The following is a 24231-nucleotide window of genomic DNA, read 5'->3' as shown; positions in this document are numbered from 1 at the left end:
AGGAATCAGGAGCAGACAATGACGTCATCCACTCCCACCCCCGAGACCGAGGGCATGCCCACCGTCTCCGGCGGTGACGTGTTCTCCCGCACGACACAGGACCTGCCGCCGCTGAAGACCGGCGCCAGCACCACGGTGGACGCCGAACCGAAGAACGCGTTCGACCGGTTCTTCGAGATCACCCGCCGCGGTTCGACCATCGGCCGTGAGATCCGCGGCGGCATCGTGACCTTCGTCACGATGGCCTACATCGTGATCCTGAACCCGCTGATCCTCGGCGGCACCAAGGATGTCGCGGACCACGCGCTCAACGCCGCGCAGATCGGCGCCGCGACCGGCCTCACCGCCGGCGTGATGACGATCCTTTTCGGCGTGATCGCCCGCCTGCCGTTCGCGCTCGCCGCGGGCCTGGGCATCAACTCCTTCCTCGCCGTGTCGGTCGTCGGCCAGGTCACCTGGCAGGAGGCCATGGGCCTGGTCGTGATCAACGGGGTGCTGATCGTGCTGTTCGGAGCGACCGGCATCCGGACGGCGATCTTCAAGGCCGTGCCCCAGGCGCTCAAGGCCGCGATCACGGTCGGCATCGGCCTGTTCATCGCCTTCATCGGCTTCGTCGACTCGGGCTTCGTGAACCGCACGCCCGCCGGCCCGCCGGTGCAGCTGGGCGTGGGCGGATCCATCACCTCCGTCCCGACACTCATCTTCCTGCTCGGCGTGGTCGTCATCGCGATCCTCGTGGCGCGCAAGGTGCCCGGCGGCATCCTGATCGGCATCGTCGCGACCACGATCGTCGCGCTCATCGCACAGGCGGTGTTGCAGCTCGGCCCCTCGTTCAAGGATCCGAACGGCTGGCACATGACGATCCCGCAGCTGCCGAGCTCGTGGGTGACCGTCCCGGACTTCGGCCTCGTCGGCCAGTTCGACATGTTCGGCGCCTTCGGCCGGATCGGAGCGCTGTCCGCGACGATGCTGGTGTTCACCCTCGTGTTCTCGAACTTCTTCGATGCCATGGGCACCATGACCGGTCTCGCGAAGAATGCCGGCCTGGCGTACAAGGACGGCACGTTCCCGCGGCTGCGCTCGGCGTTCATCGTGGAGGGCTTCGGCGCCGTGGCGGGCGGCGCGACCTCGACGTCATCGAACACGGTCTACGTCGACAGCGCCTCCGGCATCGGCGAGGGCGCCCGCACGGGCCTGGCATCACTGGTGGTCGGCGTGCTGTTCCTGCTGTCCATGTTCCTCACGCCGCTCACGCTGGTGGTGCCGATCGAGGTCGGATCCGCAGCGCTGGTCGTCGTCGGCGCGATGATGATGGCCCAGATCCGCGAGATCTCGTTCAAGAAGTTCGCCGTCGCGCTGCCGGCATTCCTCACGATCGTCACGATGCCGCTGACCTACTCGATCGCGAACGGCATCGGCGTCGGCTTCATCTCCTGGGCACTCGTGAACGCGCTGTCCGGACGGGCGCGCAAGGTGCACTGGCTGATGTGGGTGGTCGCCGCCGGCTTCGCGCTCTACTTCGTGCGCGGTCCGGTGGAGCAGCTGCTCGGACACTGAGCCCGACGATCCGAAGCCCCCGATCCGCGCTGCGGGTCGGGGACTTCGGCGTTCACGCGTGCGTATTCCGGGGGCGTTGAGTGAGCCCGGAGTCAGCGAGGGGCGCGCAGTTCGGGCCAGGATGCGAGGTCGGCGGGCTCGTCGATGTCGTCGCCGCGGCCGAGGTCGCTGCACTCGACGTCATCGACGAGGTGCCGATTGTGTGCGATCCAGGTGCGGGCCGCGGCATCGCCCTCCGCGAGGGCCGCGGCCGCGCAGAGGTCGCGGGTGTCGAACACCACGGGGTTCGCGGGGACGCCGTGCCACAGCGCGCGGGTCGCCCGCCCCGGCACGTGCGAGTCGAACAGCCGGCGGATCACGGGCGCGTCGACGCCGGGCTGATCCACGAGCAGCACGATCACGGCCTGCGGTGCGGGATCGGCCACGACGAGCGGCAGCACGGCGGCGCGCAGAGAGGCGGACATGCCCAGATGCGCGTCGTGCACCCTGACCACGTGCGCCGCGGGGCAGCGGCCGCGCAGCCAGCTGCGTGCCTCGCGGCCGGCCGGACCGACCGCGACCGTGACGCTGCAGCCGGCCTCGGCTGCGGCGCGCGCGGCGCGAGTGACCAGCACCTCGCCGTTCCACGGCAGCAGCGCCTTGGGGCCGCGTCCGAGGCGGGTGCCGTAGCCCGCGGCGAGCACGATGGCGTGCCTGAGCGGGGTCGTCATCGGTTCGTTCCCGAGATCTCGGTCGTTGAGCGAGCGAAGCGAGACGAGACGTCGCGCCCTCTCCGGGACCGCGTGTCGTCTCGGTCGCCTTCGGCCGGTTCCTGAGCTTGTCGAAGGGCGCTCAACGACCCCGGGAAGGGGAGCGACGCGTCGCGCTCCAGGATCGCGGCGTGGATCCGGTCGCGCGTGAAGGGCGTCACGGTCATCCGGATGCCGGTCGCGTCGCGGATCGCCGCGGCCAACGCCGGTGCGATCGGGTTGAACGGCGACTCGCTCATCGACTTGGCACCGAGCGGGCCGAGCACGTCCGAGGTCTGCGCGAAGTGCACCTCCGAGCGCGGGATGTCCGCGAACGTCGGCACGTGGTACTGGCGCAGGATGTCCGACACGACGGTGCCACCGTCGTCCACGCGCACGATCTCATGCAGCGCGGCGCCGATGCCCTGTGCGATGCCGCCTTCGACCTGGCCCCGGCACTGCTCCGGGTTCACGACCACGCCGGCATCGGCGGCGTGGATCGATCGCAGGATCCGCAGCTCTCCGGTCGCCTCGTCGATCGCGACGCGGAACCCCTGCACGTTGAACGCGACCGAGCGCGGCGTACCGCCCCAGTACCCCTTCTCCTCGAGCGCCCCGCCGTGAAGCTCCGCGTCAGCGGCGATGTCGGCGAGGGCGACCGACTGCTCGCCGCGGATCACGCGTCCTCCGGCCAGCACGCACTCGTCGACGGGGGCGTCGAGCAGCGACGCTGCCCGGGCGAGGATGCGCCCGGCCAGCGCGGTGGCGGCGGCGTGCGTGGCCCGGCCCGCGACGACGGTCCCGGTGGATCCGAAGGCGCCGGTGTCGTGCGGCACCAGATCCGAGTCGGACTGGCGCAGCCGCACGGCGCGCGTCGTCGTCTGCAGCACGGTCGCGGCGATCTGCTGGTGYACCGTGGAGGTGCCGTTGCCGAACTCCGCCGTGCCGACGTCCAGCCCGAACGCCCCGTCGGCCTGGAGCCGGATCACGGTGTGCGAATGGTGCCCGCGCGGGGGGACCGTGGCGATCATCGCGACGGCGGATCCCTCCCCGAGACGCCATCCCGGCGCGAGTCCGGCGCGGTCCGTCTCCCGATCCCGCGCCAGGCCGTCGCGCACGATCTGCACGCATTCGTCCAGGCCGTAACTGCCGATGATGAGATCGGGCTCCTCGTGCGCGGCGATCATCGCGTCGTCCTGCCCGATCAGGTTCGCGGTGCGGAACGCGAGCGGATCCATACCCAGCCGCCGCGCGATCTCGTCGACGGTCGACTCGATCGCGAAGATCATCTGGCTCAGGCCGTAGCCGCGGAAGGCGCCGGAGGGGACGGTGTTCGTGTAGACGACATCGGCGTCGATCTTCTTCGCGGCCGCACGGTACACGGCGATGGACTCGCCCACTCCGTGGAACATCACGCCGGGGCCGTGGTTGCCGTAGGCGCCGGTGTCGGAGCGCACGTCCACGCCGATGCCGGTGATCCGGCCGTCCGCGGTCGCCCCCATGCGCACCCGGATGCGGAACGGATGCCGCACGCTCGTCGCCGTGAGCACCTCCTTGCGGGAGAACTCGACGCGCACCGGGCGTCCGGTCACCATCGTCGCCAGCAGGGCCAGATCCTCGGTGAAGATCTCCTGCTTGCCGCCGAAGCCGCCGCCGACGCGGGCGGAGTAGACGCGCAGCTGCTCCTTGTCGATGCCGAAGATGCGGGCGAGCGTGCGCCGGGCAAGGAACGGCACCTGGGTGCTGCTGCGCACCACGAAACGGCCGTCCGGATCCTGCCAGGCGATGGATCCATGCGTCTCGAGCGCCGTGTGCGAGACGCGGTGGGTGTGGAAGGTGCGGTCCTCGACGACGTGGCTCGCGGCGAGCTCTGCCGTGAGGTCGCCGGTCTCGGTGTGCAGCTCCATGACGACGTTGTCGTCGGGGCGGGCGACGCCCTCGGGGCCGTCGATCTCGCGACCGGCAGCCCGGTCGCGCCGGCCTCCCGGCGAGGCCGGGCCGTGCAGCGCCACGGTGCCTGGACGGTCGGCGCGCTCGGGATCCGTGTTCGCGGGCAGGACCTCGTACTCGACGTCGACCAGGCGTGCGGCGCGATCGGCGGCGCGCTGCGACTCCGCCACGACCAGGGCCACGCGCTGCCCGACGAAGCGCACGTACTCGTCGAACACGCGGGTGTCGTAGGGGTCGTCGGCCTCGATCTCGTGCTGCGCCGTGGAGAACACCGTCGTCGGAGCGTCGTCGCGGCTGAGCACGCGCACCACACCGTCGGCGGCGAGGGCCCGCGTCGCATCGACCCGGACCACGCGCGCATGCGGATGCGGGCTGCGCACGACAGCGGCGTAGAGCAGCGGGCCGGGGAGCTCGGCGGGGTCGATGTCCATCGTGTAGCGGACGGTCCCCGTCACGACCCCTRTCGCGGCGGGCGCTCCGGTCGCACGGCCGACGCCGCCGGCGCTGTCGTCGATGTTCACGGCGCCGTGCACAGCGTCCTCGATCGCGCGGTATCCGGTGCAGCGGCAGATGTTGCCCTTGAGCGTACGGCCGAGGTCCTCCTCGGCGCCGGCCGGCATCGAGGCGACCGTGCACACCATCCCGGCCGTGCAGAACCCGCACTGGAATCCGGCGGCACGGCGGAACCGCTCCTGCACCGGGTGCGGATCCTCGGGTGTGCCGAGGCCCTGGRCSGTGACGATGTCSCGGCCGRCGGCRCGRTGCGCGGGGTACACGCAGCTGTGCACCGCCTCGCCGTCGACGATCACCGTGCACGCGCCGCAGTCGCCGCCGTCGCAGCCCTTCTTCACGCCGTACGAGCCCTGGTCGCGCAGCCAGGTGCGCAGGCACTGTCCCGGTTCGGGATCGACGGCGACGGCACGGCCGTCGAGGGTCGCGGTCGCGGTGCGGGATGCGCCCGATCCGCAGATCGCCCCTCGGGGGTCTCCGTGTCCTGCCTGAGACTCCCTGCTCTGTGCGGAGTCTCGTGCCGGATCCGGAGTCTCGCGCTGCGGGGGCCGGACGGTCCCGATGTTCTCGGTGGTCATCGTGCACTCCTCTCGATGCGCAGGTCGCCCGTGACCCGCCCGATCGCGTCGTCGACGCCGGTCGCGAGGCCCGGCAGCAGTTCCGCGAGGATCTCCTCGCCGAGGCGATGCGTCATCCGCCGTCGCCAGGCAGGCTCGCCGTGGATGTCGTCGTACCAGCCACGGGTGCGGTCGACCGCGGCGTCGATCGCGGTGCGCCAGGCGGCGCCGTCCGCACGCACCGCGAACCCGTCGCCTCCGTTCGCGGCCACGGCATCCGGATCCGCGGTCACGTCGAGCACGATGGGGTGGAACGTCGACGCGGTCACCGTGAGCCGCAGCGTCGAGGTCGAGGTGCGGCGTCCGATCAGCAGCGCGGCGGAGCGCCCGCGCTCGGTGAGCGAGATGCGGCGGAACGCGGACTCCTGCGCGAGTGCGCGGACGGCCACGCGGAAGCTGCGGATCAGCTCGCCGTCGGCCAGGCGGGTGCGGGCGGGACCGACGACGAGGTCGGCCACGGGCGTGCGCCGCTCGGATCCGTCCGGGCACAGGATCACGGCGGTCGCGTCCCAGCTGCTCAGCAGTGAGATCGTCGGCCCGGCCGGCAGCGCGGTGGCCACGTTGCCGCCGACCGTGGAGACATTCCAGATCTTCCACGACGCGACGAAGGAATCGCAGGCCGGCGGGATCAGATCCAGCCCGGGCAGGCTCCGGCGCGGCATTCTGCCGGGGAAGGGGTCGTCGGCGAGGGCGCGCAGATCCGCGATGCGGCACGTCGCCGCGATCTCCAGGATCCCGTGCTCCAGTGAACCCAGGCGGTCGCCGGTGTCGTGCCAGGTCAGCGGCGCCCAGCCGGCTCCCGTGATGTCGAGCAGCCGCGTGGGCGCGCCGCGGGTGATGTCGGTGCCGTACGAGAAGATCACGGTGCCGCCCGCGAGCCAGGAGTCGCCCGGGCGCCACTGTCCGGGGTCGGCGCACATCAGCACCTCGTCGACGCTCGTCACATCCATGCCAGGGCCTCCTTCGGCGTCGCGGTGCGTCGCGGGGTGACCGCGCAGCTGCGGCCGATGGGCGCTGCCGCGCGGCCGACCTCTGCGGCGACGAGCCTCGCGAGCGGCTCCGCTCCTCGCCGTGCGCCGTCGTGCACGTCGCCGGTGGTGTCGCGGAGTCGGGCGGGCAGCGCTCGGCTCCCGACCTCGGCACGAGCGCTCGCCGGCGCGGATCCGGCTCGCGCGGCCGATTCCACGAGGATCAGCTCGGCGAGGATCGACACCGCGACCTCTGCCGGGGTGCGCGCGCCCAGGTCCAGGCCGATCGGCGAGTGCAGCCGGTCGAGGTGCGCGGCGGTGAGCCCGCCCGCACGCAGCTCCTGCACGCGCTTGTCGTGCGTGACGCGGGATCCCATCGCACCGACGTAGGCGACGCCGTGGCGCAGTGCGGCATCGAGCACGGGAAGGTCGAAGCGAGGGTCGTGGGTGAGGACGACGATCGCGGTGCGCGCGTCGATGCGGCCCGCGGAGAGTTCCGCCGTGAAGTGCTCGGCCGGGTGCATCAGCACGACCTCGTGCGCGCCGGGGTGGCGGTCGCGGGTGGCGAACACCGGCCGGGCGTCGCACACGGTGACGTGCCTGCCCAGTGCGGCGGCGGCCTGCGCGAGCGCTGCGGAGAAGTCGTTCGCGCCGTAGATGAGGAGCCGCGCGGGCGTCGCGGTCGACTCCACGAGCAGGCGCCGCACGACCGAGCACTCCGGCACCGCGCGGTCGGTGACGTCCACCACGTGCGTGCCGCCGGTCCGCAGCGCCGCACGGATCCGGTTCGCCGCGTCCGCCGCGACGTGAGCGACCACGTCGGGAAGGTCTTCCCCGTCGAACGCCGCGCAGAGCGCGTCCGGGCCGAGCGTGATGCCGAGGCCCTCCGCGGTGAGGAGAGCGCCGGCCGTGGTGTCGTGCAGGGGCAGATCGCGGACCAGGTGCGTGCGGAACCGCGGGTCGACCGCGCCCAGCGTGCGCAGCGGCTGCACGAGCACGCGCACGTCGCCGCCGCACATCAGGCCGATCGACATGCCGTCATCGTCGGGGTAGCCGAAGGAGTGCAGCTCGGTCGCGCCGGACTCCAGGCACGTGAGCGCAGCATCGACGACGGCACCCTCGACGCAGCCGCCCGAGATGGACCCGATCGTGCGGCCGTCGTCGCGCACCGCCATAGACGTGCCGGCAGGGCGCGGGACGGATCCGGACACCTCGACGATCGTCGCGATCGCCCAGCGGTCCGGCTCGGTGAAGCACTCGCCGTATTCGTGAATGCGATCCAGCATGGGGCACCTCCCTCATCCAGGTGCCGGCCATCGGCTCCTGATCAGGCGGTGCATCGGGATGGTGCGGGAGGGGCCTGCACGGGGAGGAACTCCGGGTCACGATCCACGACGTCGCCGCCTGGGATGCCCGGTAGATGGTTCACTGTCGTAACCCGCCTAGGCCTGCGATGATTCTACGTCCCCGAGGCCCATCGTGCAAGACAAAAGTCCGCAATGCGGATTCAAGTTTCCGCTGTACGAACTTCGGCGATGCCTGGGGTCGGCGCGCCCGCCCGCTCGCACGGTGCGGTGTCGAACCTCGACCTCTGCGAACTGTGCGCCCGCGGTGCGGTGCGGTCAGATCCGCCGACCGCTGATGCTCATGGCGCAGCCGAAGAAGTGCCGGCGCACCTCGATGCGCAGGCCGGCCTCCGCACGGAACGCCTCGACGGCACGGGAACCGTCGCCGAAGCCGGCGAGATAGCGGTGCAGCATCCGGTACTCCGTCGGGTTCGAGAGCAGCAGGATCCCTGCAAGCGGCACGATGCAGCGCAGGTACGTCCGGTAGAGCATCCGCAGCGGTCCGCAGTCGGGCTCGGTGACATCGATGAAGGCGAAGGATCCGCCCGGCTGCAGCACTCGCGCGACCTCGGACGCCAGGCGCTCCAGCTGTGCGGCGTCGAACGTCTTCAGACCGTACGCGCTGACCACGACATCGACGGAGGCGTCCTTCGTCGACCCCGCCAGGGCGTCCTCCTGCCGCAGCCGCACACGCCCCCCGAAGCGGCCGCGACTGCGCGCCTCCGCCTGCGCCATCATCTGCGCCGAGAAGTCGACCGCGGTGATCTCCGCCTGCGGGAGCCGGCGCTCGATCTCGGCCCAGGTCTCGCCCCGTCCGCTCATCAGGTCGAGTACGCGACGGGGGGATCCGCTGGCGTGTACCAGGCCGAGCAGCTGTCGTCGCCACAGCGTCGAGAATCCCAGGGACAGGGCGATGTTCATCCGGTCGTAGGAGGCGGCCATGCGGTCGAACAGCTGGCGCACGTCCTCGGGATCGAAGAGCGGATCGGCGGGCGCGGGGCTGGTCGTCGCGCTCGTGGTGCTCTCCAGGATCTCGGTCATGGGTTGACGATACAACAGGAACTGAACATGTTCAATAATGACGAGGGTCGATTACACCCCTAGGGGTGAAGACAGCCGCCCGACCGATGAATAGCGTTGAGAGCGTTCAAGGCAGCGACTGGATCGTCTGACCGATCCCTCACGAGGAAGCGAGAGTGGAGATGAATCCTCTCCCGGTCGGAGATTCGAAGGCGTTGCGGGTCGCTCTGGTGAACGACTACGAAGTCGTCGTCCGCGGACTCGCCGCGATGCTGCACGCCTATCAGGACGTCGTCCAGGTCGTCGAGCTGGATCTGAACAAACCGGTCGCGGAAGTCGTCGACGTCGCCCTGTACGACACCTTCGCGTCGACGCAGGGTGACCGCGCCGATGTCCACGACCTCGCGGCGAATCCGCGAGTCGGGCGAGTCGTGGTGTACTCGTGGAACCTCGATGACGTGTTGATCAATGCCGCGATCACCAACGGTGCCGGCGGCTACGTGTCCAAGGGCGTCCCCGCGAGCCAGCTGGTCACCGCCCTGCAGCAGATCTGCGCCGGGGGCCCGCAGGTCTGGGTGGGCACGCAGGGGAGGCCCGCGATCACGGTGGGCGACTGGCCCGGCCGCGAGGAAGGGCTCACCGCCCGGGAATCCGAAGTCCTGGCGCTCATCACCCAGGGCCTGTCGAACGCGAAGATCGCCGACCGCACCCACCTGTCGATCAACTCGGTCAAGACATACATCCGATCCGCGTATCGGCGCATCGGTGCGACGTCCCGCACGGAAGCGGTCCTCTGGGGTGTGGAGCACGGCTTCCGGCCCGACCGGATGCGAGTCCGCCACCCGGAGGTCCCGTCATCGGACGACGGTGCCGAAGACGACGGGAGCGTCGCATGATGACGGCCGAGCTGCTCGAGCTGCACCAGATCACCGGGACGGAGTGGGTCATCCTCGACCGCCGCTACCCGGCTGATGACCCGCGGGCGACGGTCGCGAGCATCCTGCGGGCGGCCGACGGCGAGTGCGAGGTCACCTGGCTGGTCGACGTCGCGCTGCCCACCAGGTACGTCTGCCCGGCGAACGTCGTCGAAGACCTTCGCCGTGCGGTCACGCGCAGCGCGAAGCCGATCCCGATCCCTCATTTCGCGCCGGTCGGGATGCACCCTGCGCGGCGCTCGGGATAGGCGCCACGTGGGAACCATCTACTACGGCGGGTCGGCATCCCCGATCCACATCGAGGACCGCGCCCTTGCGCATCTCAAGATCGTGATCGCGACCAAGCTGCGCCGGGGCGAGAGCTTCACCGTGTCCTGGCCGCACTCGGAGGATCAGCCACCGGGGCGCAGCACGATCTGGTTGAACCCGGCTGTCGAGCTGAGGTTCGTCTTCGAGGAGCCCGAAGCACCCGAGCTGAGCCGGGACTATCTCGCGCAGCTGGCGAACTCCGCGAACTCATCGGGCGGCATACAGCTCACCGCCGAGGATGTCGGTCTCTGCGTGTGCTCGTCGCACCCGTGACGAAAGGAAGGGCGCCTGTCGATGATCTGCCGGTCGGATCCGGTGGCGCACGTGCCGGCGGGGAGACCGAGGGGAAGGCATCCGAGACGGCTAGCGTGGACGGAGGAGGACCCATGATCACCGACACCGTTCTGCGAACCCGACTCGACGAGATCTTCGCCGCCCGGGATCGCGGCCACATGGAGCCGACCATCGCGGCGTTCCTCGAGATCCTCGAGGAACATCCCGATGACCCTGCCGTGCTCTACGAGGTCGGCGGCGCCTATGACACCGACGGCCAGGAGGAGGTCGCGCTCGGCTACTACCGCCGGGCGATGGGGGCTGGTCTGGAGGGACGCTGGCTGCGGCAGTGCTATCTGCAATACGGCAGCACGCTGCGCAATCTCGGCCGCCTCGATGAGAGCCTGGCGGCGTTCGACGAGGGCATCGCGCTTTTCCCCGAATCGGAGTCGCTCGGCATCTTCCGCGCACTCACCCTGCACGCGATGGGCCGGCCCAGTGCCGCACTCGGCGCCGTGCTCACCGTGGTCGCCGACCGTTTCCCGACCGCGGAGGTGCAGCGCTACGAGGCGGCGCTCCGCGGCAACGCGGGCTACCTCGCGTCGCTCGACGACTGACCTCGTCGACCGCGGTGCTGGGCCGCGCGCTCTCAGTCCGTCGCGGCCGCCGCGTCGATGAGCTGCAGGATCCGGGCCGCGACGCTCACCGCGATCACCGCGGGCTGCTTGCCGGCGACCTCGGGGATCCCGATCGGGGTGGTCACCCGCGCGACATCCTCATCGGTCTGGCCCAGCTCGTGCAGCTTCTTCCTGAACCGCGCCCACTTCGAGGCGGATCCGATGAGGCCGACGGACCCGGGGCCCGGGGTGCGCAGCGCCTGATCGACGATCGCCAGGTCCTCGACATGGTCGTGCGTCATGACCAGGACGTGCGCGCCGGGCGTGAGGTCCGCCAGTGCGGCCTCAGGGACGGGGGCGTGCACGACGCGCACCCGCGCCACGGCGTCGCCCAGCGGACCCCGCTCTCCGGGGATCCCGATCCGCTCCTCGGCCAGCATCTCGGCGCGCGAGTCGACGAGCATGAGCTCCAGCTCGTGCCGGGCGAGGATGCGTGCGAGCTCGAGGCCGACGTGGCCGAGGCCGAACACGGCGACGGTCGGGGTGACCCGGATCGGCTCCAGCAGCATGGTGACCTCTCCTCCGCAGCATTGCACCCCGTACTCCGTCACGGCCTTGTCGCTCAGCGTGAGCGCGAGCAGCTCGGGCTCCGCGGATCCGTCGGCGAGCATGCGTCGCGCCTGGTCGATCGCGGTCTGCTCGAGGTTGCCGCCCCCGACCGTGCCGTGCACGGCATCGGGGGAGACCACCATCTTCGCGCCGCCGTTGCGCGGGGCGTGGCCGCGGACGGTCGCCAAGGTCACGATCACGGCGGGGATCCGCCGCGACCGCAGATCCTGGAGCGCGTCCAGCCAGTCCATGGTGTTCCTTCTCTTCGAGTCGTCCCCCTGAGCACGAGCCATGAGTCGTTCTCAGGGGGACGACTCGGAAGTGGGGGTCAGTCGCCGGCGGCGGCGACCAGGGGGCGCTCCGCGGCGGGCGTGGGGGCGGGCGCGGCGCCAGCCTCGGCGGACGCCGCCTCCTGTGCGGCGCGGACGGCCCAGAACACGGCCTCCGGCGTCGCGGGGGAGCCCAGGTCGACCGAGTGCCCGGCCGGACCGAAGGCCGCCACGGCGTCGCGGATCGCCTCGCGGGCGCTGAAGGCCAGCATGAACGGGGGCTCGCCCACGGCCTTGGATCCGTAGACGGCGCCCTCCTCTCGCGCGTTCTCGAACAGCCGCACGTGGAACTCCTCCGGCATCTCGGAGAAGCTCGGCAGCTTGTACGTCGACGCCGACTGGGTCTGCAGCCGGCCGCGGTGCGGGCCGTCGCTCTCATCCCAGCGCAGCTCCTCGAGCGTCAGCCAGCCCACGCCCTGCACGTAGGCGCCCTCGATCTGGCCGATGTCGAGCATCGGCGAGAGCGAGTCGCCCACGTCGTGCACGATGTCGACGCGGCGCACCCGGTAGGCGCCGGTGAACTCGTCCACCTCGACCTCGGTCGCCGCCGCACCGTACGCGAAGTACTTGAACGGGGACCCCTGCATGATCTCCGGATTCCAGTGCAGGCCCTCGGTGCGGTAGTAACCGGCCGCGAAGAGCTGCACGCGCTGGAAGTACGCCGCCTTGACGACCTCGCCCCAGGACACGCGATTCACCGGCGCGCCGAGCGCGGTCACGAAGCCGCCGCCGAAGCGCACGTCGCGCTCGTCGACGCCGAGCATGCGTCCGGCGACCTTCGCGAGCCGGTCGCGGATCTGCTCGCACGCGTTCTTCACCGCGCCGCCGTTCAGGTCGGCGCCCGAGGACGCGGCGGTGGCCGACGTGTTCGGCACCTTGTCGGTGCGGGTCGGGGCAAGACRCACCTGCTTCAGATCGACGCCGAGCGCGGTCGCGGCGACCTGCAGCATCTTCGTGTGCAGGCCCTGGCCCATCTCGGTGCCGCCGTGGTTGATCAGGACCGAGCCGTCCTTGTAGATGTGCACGAGGGCGCCGGCCTGGTTGAACGCCGCGAAGTTGAACGAGATGCCGAACTTGATCGGCGTGATCGACAGGGCGCGCTTGACGTGCGGGCTGGTCTCGTTGAACCGAGCGATCTGCTCGCGGCGGGCGGTCACGTCCGCCTCGTCCGAGAGCTGGCCCCAGATCGTCTCGAGGCGGTCCGCGTCCTTCACGAGCTGGCCGTAGGGCGTGGTCTGCCCGGGCTTGTAGAAGTTCTTGCGGCGCAGCTCGAGGGGATCGATGCCGAGGACCGGGGCGACCCTTCCCAGGATGTCCTCGATGAGGAAGACGCCCTGGGGGCCGCCGAACCCGCGGTAGGCGGTGTTCGAGGTCTTGTTGGTCTTCACGATCTGCCCGTAGGCGTGCACGTTGGGGATCCAGTACGAGTTGTCCAGGTGGCAGAGGGCTCGGCCGAGCACSGGCTCGGACAGGTCGATCGACCAGCCGCCGTCGCAGGTGAGGGTCGTGTCGAGCGCCTGCAGCAGGCCGTTCTCGTCGAAGCCSACCTTCCACGCGATGTGGAACGGGTGCCGCTTGCCGGTCATGGTGATGTCCTGCGTGCGGTTCAGGCGCAGTCGCACCGGGCGGCCGGTGAGCTTGGCGCCGAGGGCCGCGATCGCCGCGAATCCGTGCGGCTGCATCTCCTTGCCGCCGAACCCGCCGCCCATGCGCAGGCACTGCACCGTGATCTCGTTCGCGGGGATCCCGAGCACGTGCGAGACCAGGTCCTGGGTCTCGGTGGGGTGCTGGGTGGAGCACTGGATGAAGTACTGCCCCTCGGAGTCGCGGATCGCGAACGACGCGTGCGTCTCGAGGTAGAAGTGCTCCTGGCCGCCGAACTCCGTGACGCCCTCGAAGACGTGGGCGGATGCGGCGAGGCCCGCGGCGGCGTCGCCGCGCTGCACCGTGCGCGGGGTGCCCTGGAACGACTGCGCCTCGAGCGCGTCCTGGACCGTGATGAGGGACGGCAGCGGCTCGTACTCCACGGTCACCCGTTCGGCGCCGAGGCGCGCGGCCTCCTGCGTCTCGCCGAGCACCCACACCAGGGCGTGGCCGTAGAACATGGCCTCGCTCGGGAACAGCGGCTCGTCGTTGCGGATGCCGGCGTCGTTGAGGCCCGGCACGTCGTCGGCGGTGAGCACCCGCACCACGCCGGGCACGTCGTACGCGCCGGACACGTCGATCGTGACCTTGGCGTGCGCGTTCGTGGACTGCACCGGCCAGGCCGTCAGCACGCCGTGCGTCTGCTCCGCGATGTCGTCGGTGTACATCGCCGCGCCCGTGACGTGCAGGGCGGCGCTCTCGTGCGCGGCCCGCAGGCCGACGACGGGGTTCTCCGGGCGGTCGGCGAGAGTGCTCATGCCGACACCTCCTTCGACTCGATGACGGTCGCGCTGTAGAGCTTGAGCAGCGCGGTGTTGAGCATGAGCGAGCGGTACTCGCTGCTGGCGCGGTGGTCGGACATCGGGGTGCCCTCGCCGCGCAGGATCTCGGCGGCCGCCTTCACCGTGGCGATGTTCCAGGGCTTGCCGATCAGCGCGTCCTCCGTGGCGCGGGCACGCAGCGGGGTGGCGGCGACRCCGCCCAGGCCGATGGTCGCAGCAGTCACGAKSCCGCCGTCGATGTCGAGCGCGAACGCGACCGCGACGCTGGAGATGTCATCGAAGCGACGCTTGGCGATCTTGTGGAACGCGGTCGTGCTGGCCAGATGCAGCGGGATCCGGACGGCCTTGATGAGCTCATCGGGGCGCTTGACGGTCTGCCGGTAGCCGGTGAAGTAGTCGGCCAGGTCGACTTCGCGCTCTCCGCCGACCGACGCGAGCACGACGCTCGCACGCAGGGCGAGCAGGGCCGGCGGGGTGTCGCCGATCGGGGATCCGGTGCCGAGATTGCCGCCGATGGTGCCGCGGTTGCGGATGAGTCGCGAGGCGAACTGCGGGAACAGCTGTGCGAGCAGCGGGATCCGGCCGTCGAGGCGCTTCTCCACCTCGGAGAGCGGAAGGGCTGCGCCGATCTCGACGTAGCCTTCGGCGCCGGCGGCGACCCCGTCGGCGATGGTCAGGATGCGCAGCTCCGGCAGTTGCTCGATCGCGACGACGAGCGGGGCGCGGCGGCCGCGGATGTTGACCTCGACGCCGTAGTCGGTGGAACCGGCGACGAGCAGCGCGTCCTTTTCGTCGTGCAGGATCTGCAGAGCCTCGGGGAGCGTCGCAGGGCGGACGAAGCGGGATCCGTCGACCTCGGCGTCAGTCGCGACCGGCTCCGGGGCGGGCTGCGCGAGTCGCTGCTGCAGCGGGTCGTCCGCGTCGGGAGTGCCGAGCGTGTAGGCCGCGTCGCGGATCGGACGGTAGCCGGTGCAGCGGCACAGGTTGCCGCTGAGCGCGTGCAGGTCGAAGCCGTTCGGGCCGTGCTCGGGATCGTGGACCGGGCAGGCTTCATCGTCGGCGCCGATCGTTGAGCCGGTCGAAGCGTCGTCCGCGGGAGTGCGATCGGCGCGGTAGTACTCGCCCGCCATGCTACAGGCGAAGCCCGGGGTGCAGTAGCCGCACTGGGATCCGCCGGCCTCGGCCAGCTTCGCCTGCACGGGATGCAGGTCGTCGGGCGATCCGAGACCTTCGGCCGTGATGAACTCCTGGCCGTCGAGCGCGTAGACGGGCACCAGGCAGGCGTTGACCGGAGTCCAGGCGGTGCCGCCGTCGACGGTGGGGGTGGCCAGCAGCATCGCGCAGGCGCCGCACTCGCCCTCCGCACAGCCCTCCTTGCTGCCGGAGAGACCGTTGTCGCGCAGCCAGTCCAGAGCGGTGGCGTGCGCGGGCGTTCCGGCGAGCGGACGCTGCTTGCCGTTGACGGTGACGGCGATATCGGTCATGCGAATCTCCTCGAATCCGGCGACAGTGTGCGATGCGGCTCAGGCCGTGCCGACTCTCTGTGAGACGGAGCCTAGGCCTGGAGACTGCCCTGTGGGGGCATTCTCCTGTTCAGGAGCGCAACGCTGTGTGGTCAGGCGTCGTCGCCTTGGCCTTACCGCCAGTAGATTCGCGCTGTTTCCGATATACGGAAACCGTGTTCCGAAAACATCGACAGCCTAAGACGACGGATCGGCATCCGTCAAGGCGCGGCGCGCCGAAGCGCGACGACCCGTTGGCGCTCAGATCGCGTTCGTCACGGCCGAGATGTCGGCCACGACCTCGCGCAGCACCGGGATCGCCTGCTCGGCGAAGTCCTCGCCGACGCGCGACATCGGACCAGAGATCGAGACCGCGGTGAGCACCGGCATGTTCGGCACCGCCATCGCGAAGCAGCGCACGCCGACCTCGTGCTCGCCATCATCGACCGCGTAGCCGCGCTCGCGGCTCAGCGCGAGGTCCGCGAGCAGTGCGTCGATCGTCTCGAGCGAGCGCGGAGTGGAATGCGGCATGCCCGCGCGGGCGATGATCTCGCGCACCTGGTCGTCGTCGAGCTGCGCGAGGATCGCCTTGCCGACGCTCGTGGAGTGCAGCGGCGCACGGCCGCCCACCTCGGTGAACATGCGCATCGCATGCGGGGACGGAGCCTGCGAGACGTAGACAACACTGTCGCCGTCGATCGTGGCCAGGTTCGCGGTCTCGCCGAGGCGCGCGACGAGCGACTTGAGCTGCGGCATAGCCATCAGGCCGAACTGGCGGTTCGCGACCTCGCCCAGGCGCACGAGCTTGGGTCCCAGGGCGTAGCGGCGGTTGGCGAGCTGGCGCGCGTAGCCCTCCGCGACCAGGGTGCGCAGGAGGCGGTGGATCGTGGGCAGCGGCAACTCGGCGGCGGTCGACAGCTGGCTGATCGTGGCATCGCCACCGGCATCGGCGATGAGCTCGAGCAGATCGAAGACGCGCGAGACCGACTTGACGCCGGTGGAACTCTCAGCGGCCATGCGGATCCTCTCCTTCGAGATCCGGGCGCGATTATCCGCATGCCGGAAAGATGATTCCCGAGCAGAGTATCCCACGCGATGCGCTCAGGCGGTGAGGGTCACACCCCACTGCACCCTCCAGGTCTCACCGGGCGCGAGACGGCGCAGACCGCGGCCCGAGTTGAACGCCTCGGCGGGGGCGGACATCGGCTCGAGGGCGACCACGAGCTCTTGTCCCGGATAGCTCGTGCTCGTGTACGCCTGCAGGTAGTCCAGCCCCGGGCCCTGCCAGAGCGTGACCACGCGACCGTCGGGGGCGGTCAACGTGCTGCGCACGCGCCCATCCTCTTCACGATGGAGCGTGGCGAAGCCGGTGTCGAGCTGCACGTCGGCGAGGCGCCGGGGCGCGCGCAGGTCGGTGCCGTCGGACACGGGAGATTCGCCGATCGGCAGCAGCCGGTCGTCGGTCTCGAAGAACGTCTCGGCGGGGATGCGCAGGAGGAGCTGTTTGGGATCCGCTCCCGAGACGGTGAGAAAGGGGTGCGTTCCCAGTGCGACCGGGGCCGGAGCCTCGGAGCGGTTCACGATCGTGTGCTCGGCGGTGACGCCGTCGGGGCCGAGTGTGTAACGCACACTCGTCTCCAGCAGGTAGGGATAGCCGATCTGCGGCACCACGTTCGCGCGCAGCAGCACGCTCGCGTCGCTCTGCTCGGCGATCTCGTAGGCCGTGTAGCGCAGCAGTCCGTGGATCGCGTTGTTCAGCTTCGGCTCGGTGATCGCGAGCGCGCGGGTCTCGTCGCCGTCGACCCAGATGCCGTCGCGGATCCGGTTGGGCCACGGGACGAGAACGACACCGGAGCAGGAGGGAGCCGGACGGTCATCGGGGTAGGGCGGGACGACCGTGGTGTCGCCGACGACGAGGTGCCGGAGGGAAGCGCCGACCTGCGAGATCTGCGCGCGGACGCCGTCCGCCTCGAGGTGGACCTGGACGCCGGTCGGAGTGGTCATGCCGCCATCGTAGAGCGGCAGGGGCGCCGGGCGGGTTCCCAGGTGAATCCGGTAGAGTGGAAGCGTCGGCTTCGGGCAACCGCAGCCCCACGGGATCCCCGTCGGGCGCGGATGTGTGCGAACGTGTGAGCCCAGGGGCCGATGGTGAGTTCGGCGGACATCGCCGAGCGCTTCATCCATCACATGAATGGCCCCCGGCCGACGACTGCCCGGGTTTCCCCGCGCCCTACGAGGGCGGCGGGGTGCTGTTCTCGTGCGAGAACCAGACAAAGGACATACCCGTGCCCAAGAACCACAAGCCCAAGGGTGGACGCCCCTCGGCGAACTTCGAGCCGCGTTACGCGAAGAAGACCTCCTTCCACGATCGCCACAACCAGGGGCGCCCCGCCCGCGACGGCGAGTCCGGCCGCGGCGGATTCGATCGCGATGCCCGTCCGGCCCGCGACGACCGGCGCGTGGACTCGCGTCCCGGCAGCCGCTCCCCGAGCCACCGCGGCTACCGCCCCGAGCCGGCGGCGGGCGAGCGTGCGCCGAAGCAGCGTTGGTCTGCGCAGGAGCGCGCCGGCCGCGACGAGTCGCGCTCGATCCGCAACCGCGCCGAATCGGGACGCATCGACGCACCGCACCGCCGGGATGACCGCCCCCGCTTCGACCGGGACGACCGTTCCCGTCGCGACGACCGCCCGCGGTACGACGATCGCGCCGGCCGGACCGAGCGTCCGCGGTTCGACCGCGACGAGCGTCCGCAGCCTGATGACCGTCCGCGGTTCGACCGGAATGACCGTCCCCGGTACGACGACCGTGCCGGGCGGACCGAGCGTCCGCGTTTCGACCGGAACGACCGTCCGCAGCGTGATGACCGTCCGCGGTTTGACCGGAGCGATCGTCCGCAGCGTGATGACCGTCCGCGGTTTGACCGGAGCGATCGTCCGCAGCGTGATGACCGTCCGCGTTTCGACCGGAGCGATCGTCCGCAGCGGGACGACCGCCCACGCTATGACCGCGACGACCGCACTCGCAGCGACCGCCCGCAGCGCGACGACCGCGCGGGTCGCCCGTCGTTCGACCGCCCGCGGTTCGACCGTGATGACCGCGCCCGCCGGGACGATCGGGCCGAGCGCCCGCGCTTCGACCGCACCGAGCGCCCGAGCCGCGACGATCGTCCGCGTCGGGACGACCGCCCTCGCCGTACCGACGGACCGAGCCGCAGCGACTGGAACCGCACCGCGGATCGCGGTCCGAAGCACGAGCAGGTCGAGGATGTGGTGCACGAGCGCCTCGAGGCGCAGACCGTGAAGGCCGAAGAAGTCGCGGACGTGACCTTCGGCGATCTCGGACTCGGATCGAACATCGTCGAGGTGCTGACGAACATGGGCGCGGCGACGCCGTTCCCGATCCAGGCGGCCTCCATTCCCGCCGTGCTCGAGGGGCGCGACGTGCTCGCCCGCGGGCGCACCGGATCCGGCAAGACCATCGCATTCGGCGCTCCTCTCGTGGAGAGCATCCTGAAGGCGCAGAAGGGCAAGAAGCGCGAGTTCGGTCGTGCGCCGCAGGCGATCATCCTCGCTCCGACGCGTGAGCTCGCGCTGCAGATCGACCGCACCGTGCAGCCGATCGCGCGCAGCGTCGGCCTGTTCACCACGCAGATCTACGGCGGCGTGCCCCAGGCGCGCCAGGTCGGCGCGCTGAAGAAGGGCGTCGACATCGTGATCGGCACGCCCGGCCGCATCGAGGACCTGATCAACCAGGGCAAGCTCGACCTCTCCGACGTGCGGATCGCCGTGCTCGACGAGGCCGACCACATGTGCGAGCTCGGGTTCGTCGAGCCGGTGCAGCGGATCCTCCGCGCGACGGGGGAGGGCAGCCAGAAGCTGCTGTTCTCGGCCACGCTGGACCGCGARGTCGCCGCGCTCGTGGACGAGTTCCTCGTGGACCCGGCCGTGTTCGAGGTGGCCGGTGAGACGCAGGACTCCGGCACGATCGAGCACCGCGTGCTCGTGATCGAGCACCGGGACAAGGCGGAGATCCTCGCCTCGCTGGTCGACCGCGACGGACGCACGCTCGTCTTCTCTCGCACTCGCGCCTTCGCTGAGCAGCTCGCCGAGCAGTTCGAGGATGCCGGGATCCCCGCGGTCTCGCTGCACGGCGACCTGAACCAGGCCAAGCGCACGCGCAACCTGCAGAAGCTCACCTCCGGCCGGGTGAACGTGCTCGTGGCGACCGACGTCGCCGCGCGCGGCATCCACGTCGACGACATCGACCTGGTCGTGCAGGCCGATGCGCCCGACGAGTACAAGACGTACCTGCACCGCTCCGGCCGCACCGGCCGTGCCGGCAACGCAGGACGCGTCGTGACCCTGATCACCCGCCCGCGCGGTCGCCGCATGACCGAACTGCTGAACCGTGCCGAGATCGATGCTCCCTTCGAGGAGGCGCGCCTCGGCGACGACGTCATCGAGGAGATCGCCGGTCGCATGCCGTCGGCGGCAGGCCTCACGTCCTGAGCGCCGCGCGGCCGCGCGCCGCGCCATCACATGCAAGGGCCGGGAGCACCGGGTCCGGATGATTCCGGAGCCGCACTCCCGGCCCTTCCGTGCACCCGGGGGCCCAGCCGGGGAACGTGTCAGAGCGCGAGTGCCCAGTCGTTGCTGAGCAGCTCCTCGCCACGGAACGGGAACCGCCGGGTCGCGCGCAGCGTGAACCCCGCACGGCGGCAGAGCGCGTTCGAGGGCTCATTGTCGACGGAGGGGTAGGCGTGGATCTCGTCGTGCCGGCCGTCGTCGCGGACGATGGCGAGGAGCTCCTGGAGCGCCAGCCCCGCGAAGCCGCGGCCCTGGTATGCGGGGAGCACTCCCCAGCCGGTCTCCCAGACGACCTCACCGCCCTCGAGGGTCTCCCAGTAGCCGATCGTTCCCACGGATTCGGATCCGTCGACGATCACGAGCATGCGCCCGGGCAGGTCGTCCTTCAGGTAACGGAGATGCCGCTGCTCCAGTTCCTCCGCGCTCTCGGTCGCGACGAGGTGCGCCGTCATCGCGGGCGTGTTGAAGGCGTCGAGCAACGGCCGGTCCTCGGGCTGCCAGGGGCGAAGCGTGACCATCCCGCGACGCTACTCGCAACCTCCGACACCACGGAACGAGCGGCCCGAGGGGCGGGTCGTCGGAGGAGATCGGCGACGAAATCGAAACCTGAGAATTCGGACAAAATATTCTGCAGGATCCCGGGATCCTCGGTGGGCTCCCAGGGACAGTGATGCAGGATCGTTACCTTGTACGCCCGACCCGAGGCGTTGACGTCGCTACCCGAGCGGCGCTGAAGACTTCAAGGATCGTTACTTCGTCATGTCAAGAAACCCGTTCTTCCGCTCTGCCCGCAGTAAGACCGTCGCCATCGTGAGCGCGACGGCCGTGCTCGGCGCCCTCGTCGTCGGCGGTGCCGTGCTCGTCGCCCCGACCGTCGCCGCCGCCTCTCCGGCCCTGGCGCAGGTCGACGAYGTGACCGCCTACAACCAGCRGGYGCAGGTGCGYGCGGCKCTCGAYACCGCCAAGACCGCGATGRCSGACGCSGCCWCCGTGAACGCCGATGTGAAGGCCTCGGGCCTCGATCTCGGCCAGGCGCGCAAGCTCGTCGACGCGACCGGCCTGACTTCGGCGCACGAGGTGCTGTCGGACGCGGCATCGCACAAGGGCTCTGTGCACACCGCGCTCGCCGTGGCCGTCGCCGACTACTCCGAGAAGGTCGAGTCGCAGGTCGCCGAGGTCCGCACCAACCTGAACAACGCCGTCGCACAGAAGCAGGCGGCGGATGCCGCGGCTGCTGCGGCCGCCGCTGCCGCTCAGGCCGCCGCCGAGGCGCAGGCCGCGGCGAACACTCCGGACGGCGCCCGCGCCGCCGCGCAGCAGATCATGGCCAGTGACTACGGCTGGGGCGATGACCAGTTCCAGTGCCTGAACTCGCTGTGGAACAAGGAGTCCGGCTGGAACTATCAGGCCTACAACCCGTCCGGCGCGACCGGCATCCCGCAGGCGCTGCCCGGGGGCAAGATGGCCAGCGCGGGCGATGACTGGGAGACCAACGCCACCACGCAGATCAAGTGGGGCCTCGGCTACATCTCCAGCGTCTACGGCACCCCGTGCTCGGCCTGGGGTCACTCGCAGGCCACGAATTGGTACTGAGCCCGGTTCCACCTGCCGGTTCGGTACGGCCCTGAGTTCGCCGCGGCTCTGACCATGGCGCCGCTCTGAGCCGGCGCCGTGGTCAGAACAGGGTCGATAACGGCTCCGGGGCGCGCACTGCGCGCTCCGGAGCCGTTCTGCTGCCCCGCGCCGGGCGATCGTCGGAGTGCAGCGCCTCCAGCCCGTGCATCCGGATCAGTGGCTTGACTCGCCGTGCGAGCCACCGGCGATAGTCCTTCGGCGCCTCGGCCGCGGATCCGCGATACAGCACACGGTAGGACGACAGCAGATCGGGCCGGTGCTGCGACAGCCACTGCAGGAACCAGGGCTTCACGCCCTGCCTCAGGTGCAGTGCCCCGTAGATGACGTGGTCGGCGCCGGACTCCTTGATGCGTCGCAGTGCGTCGTCGATCGCGTTCACCGAGTCGGTGAGGTGCGGCAGGATCGGCATCAGGAACACCCCGACCCGGAATCCGGCATCGCTGAGCGCACGCACCGTGTCGAGCCGCGCCTGCGTGGACGGCGCCCCGTGCTCGATCGCCTCGCGCAACGTCTCATCGAACATCGCGATCGACAGCTGCACGTCCACAGGCACCCGGGCGGCGGCCTCCACGAGCACCGGGATGTCGCGGCGGATCAGTGTGCCTTTGGTGAGCACCGAGAACGGCGTCCCGGAATCGGCCAGTGCGCGGATGATCCCCGGCATCAGCCGGTAACGCCCCTCCGCGCGCTGGTATGGATCSGTGTTCGTGCCGAGCGCGACCGTCTCGTGCTTCCAGGATCCGCGGCGCAGCTCCTTCTCGAGCGTCTCSACCACGTTCACCTTGACCACGATCTGCGAGTCGAARTCSCGYCCCGCGTCCARRTCGAGATAGGTGTGCGTCCCMCGGGCGAAGCAGTAGACGCACGCATGACTGCATCCCCGGTACGGGTTGACGGTCCAGTCGAACGGCATCTTCGAGGGGCCGGGTACATGGTTCAGCGCCGACTTCGCGAGAACTTCGTGGAACGTCATGCCCGCGAACTCCGGCGTCGTCACGGTGCGGAGGAACCCCGTGCGGTTCTCCATGCCGGGCAGCGCCTGCGCGTCCGTCTCGTCGACCCTTTGCCCTTGCCACCTCATAGCAATATTCGAACATAACAACGATAAAGAGTCAAGAAGAGATCGTCAAAAACTTCGAATGTCGCGGATGTCCAGGTCCGCCGGTGAGAATGGACCCGTGGCAGACCCGCGGCACCCGACTCGCGCGCGCCGCATGGATCCGCGAGTGACGTTCCGGCTGTTCGTCATCCTCGGGCTGGCGGTCGCGCTGATCGGTGCGCTCTGGGCGCTTGCGGACGGCTCGGCCAAGGCCGGCCCTGGTGGGCACGCCGCGGCGGATCCGAAGCCGGCCGGGATCACGATGCCCGAGGCTGCCACGAGTCTCCCGTCCGTGCAGCTGCACGCGACGCCGGCGGCGAACCCCTGCGCGCAAGCTGGCGTGCAGCAGGCGCTGGCGTCCGGCGGCGACGACGCCGTGGTGACGGCATTCGGCGGCGGCGCGGCGTTCCGGGACGCGGTCGCCGCAGGCAACGCCCCGTGCATCGACCTGGCCGACCCGAGCCGGGACTGGGTCGTGGTGAACAAGACCCGGCCGCTCAACCCGGTGACCTACGCGCCGACTTCCCTCGGTGATCCTGCGCTCTCCGTCGACGGAGCGGGATCGCTGCGCTCCGACACGGCGCACGCCCTGGACCAGCTCTCCGCCGCGGCGGATGCGGCAGGCGTCGGCTCGATCGCGCTCGCCAGCGGCTATCGCTCGTACGACACCCAGGTGCAGACGTACTCGGGGCAGATCGCTCAATTCGGCCAGGCGCAGGGCGATGCCCTCTCCGCCCGCCCCGGCCACAGCGAGCATCAGACCGGCCTCGCCGCCGATGTGGTCTCGTGCGCGGGTGGCTGCGGCGACATCGACTCCTTCGGCAGCACGTCGGCCGGCGCGTGGGTCGCCGCGAACGGCTGGCAGTACGGCTTCATCGTCCGCTACGTCGCCGGCCAGACACCGGTGACCGGATACGATCCCGAGCCCTGGCACCTCCGCTACATCGGCGTACCCCTCGCGACGGCGTATCACGACGGGGGCTACGTCACGCTCGAGCAGTTCTTCGGGCTCGCCGCAGCTCCCGCGTACCTGGGCTGATCGGCATCGTCGGTCTGCGTTGCCGCGCCTGTTCGCGCGTCGGCGAAGGCGGGCCTCCAGCGCCCCTCGGCGCCGCTGGAGCGATCGCACAAATCGTGACACCGAGTCTCACCATCAGTGGGATGCATTCCCACAATTTGCGCCGAGATCCGCGATTTTCCGCATAGGATCGCGAG

The 24231-nt window shown here is 70.4% G+C and carries 20 protein-coding genes; 8 read left to right on the top strand and 12 right to left on the bottom strand.

The window, feature by feature from the left end:
• Nucleotides 1–18 precede the first annotated feature (18 nt).
• Entirely contained in the window at nucleotides 19–1557 is a 1539-nt protein-coding gene (locus AC1DMN_RS08680; protein WP_440733116.1) for an NCS2 family permease, read from the top strand.
• Nucleotides 1558–1649: 92 nt separating this feature from the next.
• On the opposite strand, the gene AC1DMN_RS08675 is transcribed toward AC1DMN_RS08680, so the two are convergent.
• The 5 genes from AC1DMN_RS08675 to AC1DMN_RS08655 all read right to left on the bottom strand — a co-directional run bounded on the left by AC1DMN_RS08675 (nucleotide 1650) and on the right by AC1DMN_RS08655 (nucleotide 8717).
• On the bottom strand, nucleotides 1650–2267 hold the full coding sequence (locus tag AC1DMN_RS08675) for a nucleotidyltransferase family protein (RefSeq protein ID WP_477229745.1): 618 nt from the start codon (nucleotides 2265–2267) through the stop codon (nucleotides 1650–1652).
• Entirely contained in the window at nucleotides 2264–5323 is a 3060-nt protein-coding gene (locus AC1DMN_RS08670; protein ID WP_477384100.1) for a molybdopterin-dependent oxidoreductase, read from the bottom strand. Before AC1DMN_RS08670 ends, AC1DMN_RS08675 begins: the two co-directional genes overlap by 4 nt.
• Nucleotides 5320–6312, bottom strand: a complete 993-nt coding sequence (locus AC1DMN_RS08665; protein WP_477229743.1) for an FAD binding domain-containing protein — start codon at nucleotides 6310–6312, stop codon at nucleotides 5320–5322. Before AC1DMN_RS08665 ends, AC1DMN_RS08670 begins: the two co-directional genes overlap by 4 nt.
• A complete protein-coding gene (locus AC1DMN_RS08660; protein WP_477229742.1) occupies nucleotides 6303–7616 on the bottom strand; it encodes an XdhC family protein in 1314 nt (437 codons plus the stop codon). The genes AC1DMN_RS08665 and AC1DMN_RS08660 overlap by 10 nt, the downstream gene beginning before the upstream one ends.
• Before the next feature lie 336 nt (nucleotides 7617–7952).
• On the bottom strand, nucleotides 7953–8717 hold the full coding sequence (locus tag AC1DMN_RS08655; protein WP_441977344.1) for a class I SAM-dependent methyltransferase: 765 nt from the start codon (nucleotides 8715–8717) through the stop codon (nucleotides 7953–7955).
• Between the two features lie 161 nt (nucleotides 8718–8878).
• Here AC1DMN_RS08655 and AC1DMN_RS08650 point away from each other — a divergent pair, with 161 nt between their 5' ends.
• The 4 genes from AC1DMN_RS08650 to AC1DMN_RS08635 all read left to right on the top strand — a co-directional run bounded on the left by AC1DMN_RS08650 (nucleotide 8879) and on the right by AC1DMN_RS08635 (nucleotide 10830).
• Nucleotides 8879–9592: a response regulator transcription factor gene (locus tag AC1DMN_RS08650; protein WP_440733122.1), complete on the top strand. Its 714-nt coding sequence runs from the start codon at nucleotides 8879–8881 to the stop codon at nucleotides 9590–9592.
• Complete coding sequence (locus AC1DMN_RS08645) at nucleotides 9589–9879, top strand: hypothetical protein (RefSeq protein WP_440733123.1); 291 nt, start codon at nucleotides 9589–9591, stop codon at nucleotides 9877–9879. The genes AC1DMN_RS08650 and AC1DMN_RS08645 overlap by 4 nt, the downstream gene beginning before the upstream one ends.
• 7 nt (nucleotides 9880–9886) lie before the next feature.
• Nucleotides 9887–10213 (top strand): DUF7882 family protein, encoded by a 327-nt coding sequence (locus AC1DMN_RS08640; RefSeq protein WP_440733124.1) that lies wholly within the window; start codon nucleotides 9887–9889, stop codon nucleotides 10211–10213.
• 113 nt (nucleotides 10214–10326) lie between these two features.
• Entirely contained in the window at nucleotides 10327–10830 is a 504-nt protein-coding gene (locus tag AC1DMN_RS08635) for a tetratricopeptide repeat protein (protein WP_440733125.1), read from the top strand.
• A 32-nt stretch (nucleotides 10831–10862) separates the two neighbouring features.
• On the opposite strand, the gene xdhC is transcribed toward AC1DMN_RS08635, so the two are convergent.
• From xdhC to AC1DMN_RS08610, 5 genes are all read right to left on the bottom strand, one after another.
• On the bottom strand, nucleotides 10863–11690 hold the full coding sequence (gene xdhC / locus AC1DMN_RS08630) for a xanthine dehydrogenase accessory protein XdhC (protein WP_477229741.1): 828 nt from the start codon (nucleotides 11688–11690) through the stop codon (nucleotides 10863–10865).
• A 77-nt stretch (nucleotides 11691–11767) separates the two neighbouring features.
• A complete protein-coding gene (xdhB, locus tag AC1DMN_RS08625; RefSeq protein ID WP_477384098.1) occupies nucleotides 11768–14170 on the bottom strand; it encodes a xanthine dehydrogenase molybdopterin binding subunit in 2403 nt (800 codons plus the stop codon).
• A complete protein-coding gene (locus tag AC1DMN_RS08620) occupies nucleotides 14167–15678 on the bottom strand; it encodes a xanthine dehydrogenase small subunit (protein WP_477384096.1) in 1512 nt (503 codons plus the stop codon). The genes xdhB and AC1DMN_RS08620 overlap by 4 nt, the downstream gene beginning before the upstream one ends.
• 279 nt (nucleotides 15679–15957) lie before the next feature.
• Nucleotides 15958–16713, bottom strand: a complete 756-nt coding sequence (locus tag AC1DMN_RS08615) for an IclR family transcriptional regulator (RefSeq protein ID WP_440733129.1) — start codon at nucleotides 16711–16713, stop codon at nucleotides 15958–15960.
• An 84-nt stretch (nucleotides 16714–16797) separates the two neighbouring features.
• A complete protein-coding gene (locus tag AC1DMN_RS08610) occupies nucleotides 16798–17700 on the bottom strand; it encodes an aldose 1-epimerase family protein (protein WP_441977340.1) in 903 nt (300 codons plus the stop codon).
• 281 nt (nucleotides 17701–17981) lie between these two features.
• Here AC1DMN_RS08610 and AC1DMN_RS08605 point away from each other — a divergent pair, with 281 nt between their 5' ends.
• A complete protein-coding gene (locus tag AC1DMN_RS08605) occupies nucleotides 17982–20204 on the top strand; it encodes a DEAD/DEAH box helicase (protein ID WP_477229738.1) in 2223 nt (740 codons plus the stop codon).
• Nucleotides 20205–20323: 119 nt separating this feature from the next.
• Here the strand turns inward: AC1DMN_RS08605 and AC1DMN_RS08600 are convergent, their stop codons facing one another.
• Nucleotides 20324–20800 carry a GNAT family N-acetyltransferase gene (locus tag AC1DMN_RS08600; RefSeq protein ID WP_441977338.1) on the bottom strand — a complete coding sequence of 159 codons (477 nt, stop codon included), beginning with the start codon at nucleotides 20798–20800 and terminating at the stop codon, nucleotides 20324–20326.
• Between the two features lie 241 nt (nucleotides 20801–21041).
• Between AC1DMN_RS08600 and AC1DMN_RS08595 the strand changes: the two genes are divergently transcribed.
• A complete protein-coding gene (locus AC1DMN_RS08595; protein WP_477384094.1) occupies nucleotides 21042–21875 on the top strand; it encodes an aggregation-promoting factor C-terminal-like domain-containing protein in 834 nt (277 codons plus the stop codon).
• An 82-nt stretch (nucleotides 21876–21957) separates the two neighbouring features.
• Here the strand turns inward: AC1DMN_RS08595 and AC1DMN_RS08590 are convergent, their stop codons facing one another.
• Nucleotides 21958–22998, bottom strand: a complete 1041-nt coding sequence (locus tag AC1DMN_RS08590; RefSeq protein WP_477229737.1) for an Rv2578c family radical SAM protein — start codon at nucleotides 22996–22998, stop codon at nucleotides 21958–21960.
• A 97-nt stretch (nucleotides 22999–23095) separates the two neighbouring features.
• On the opposite strand from AC1DMN_RS08590, the gene AC1DMN_RS08585 reads away from it, so the two are divergent.
• Nucleotides 23096–24055: a M15 family metallopeptidase gene (locus tag AC1DMN_RS08585; protein ID WP_441977336.1), complete on the top strand. Its 960-nt coding sequence runs from the start codon at nucleotides 23096–23098 to the stop codon at nucleotides 24053–24055.
• The last annotated feature ends 176 nt before the right edge of the window (nucleotides 24056–24231 follow it).

This window comes from Microbacterium sp. 01T413_2 (assembly GCF_056398985.1).
Note: the sequence above shows the minus strand (reverse complement) of the source record. Positions and strands in the feature narration are given on the sequence as shown.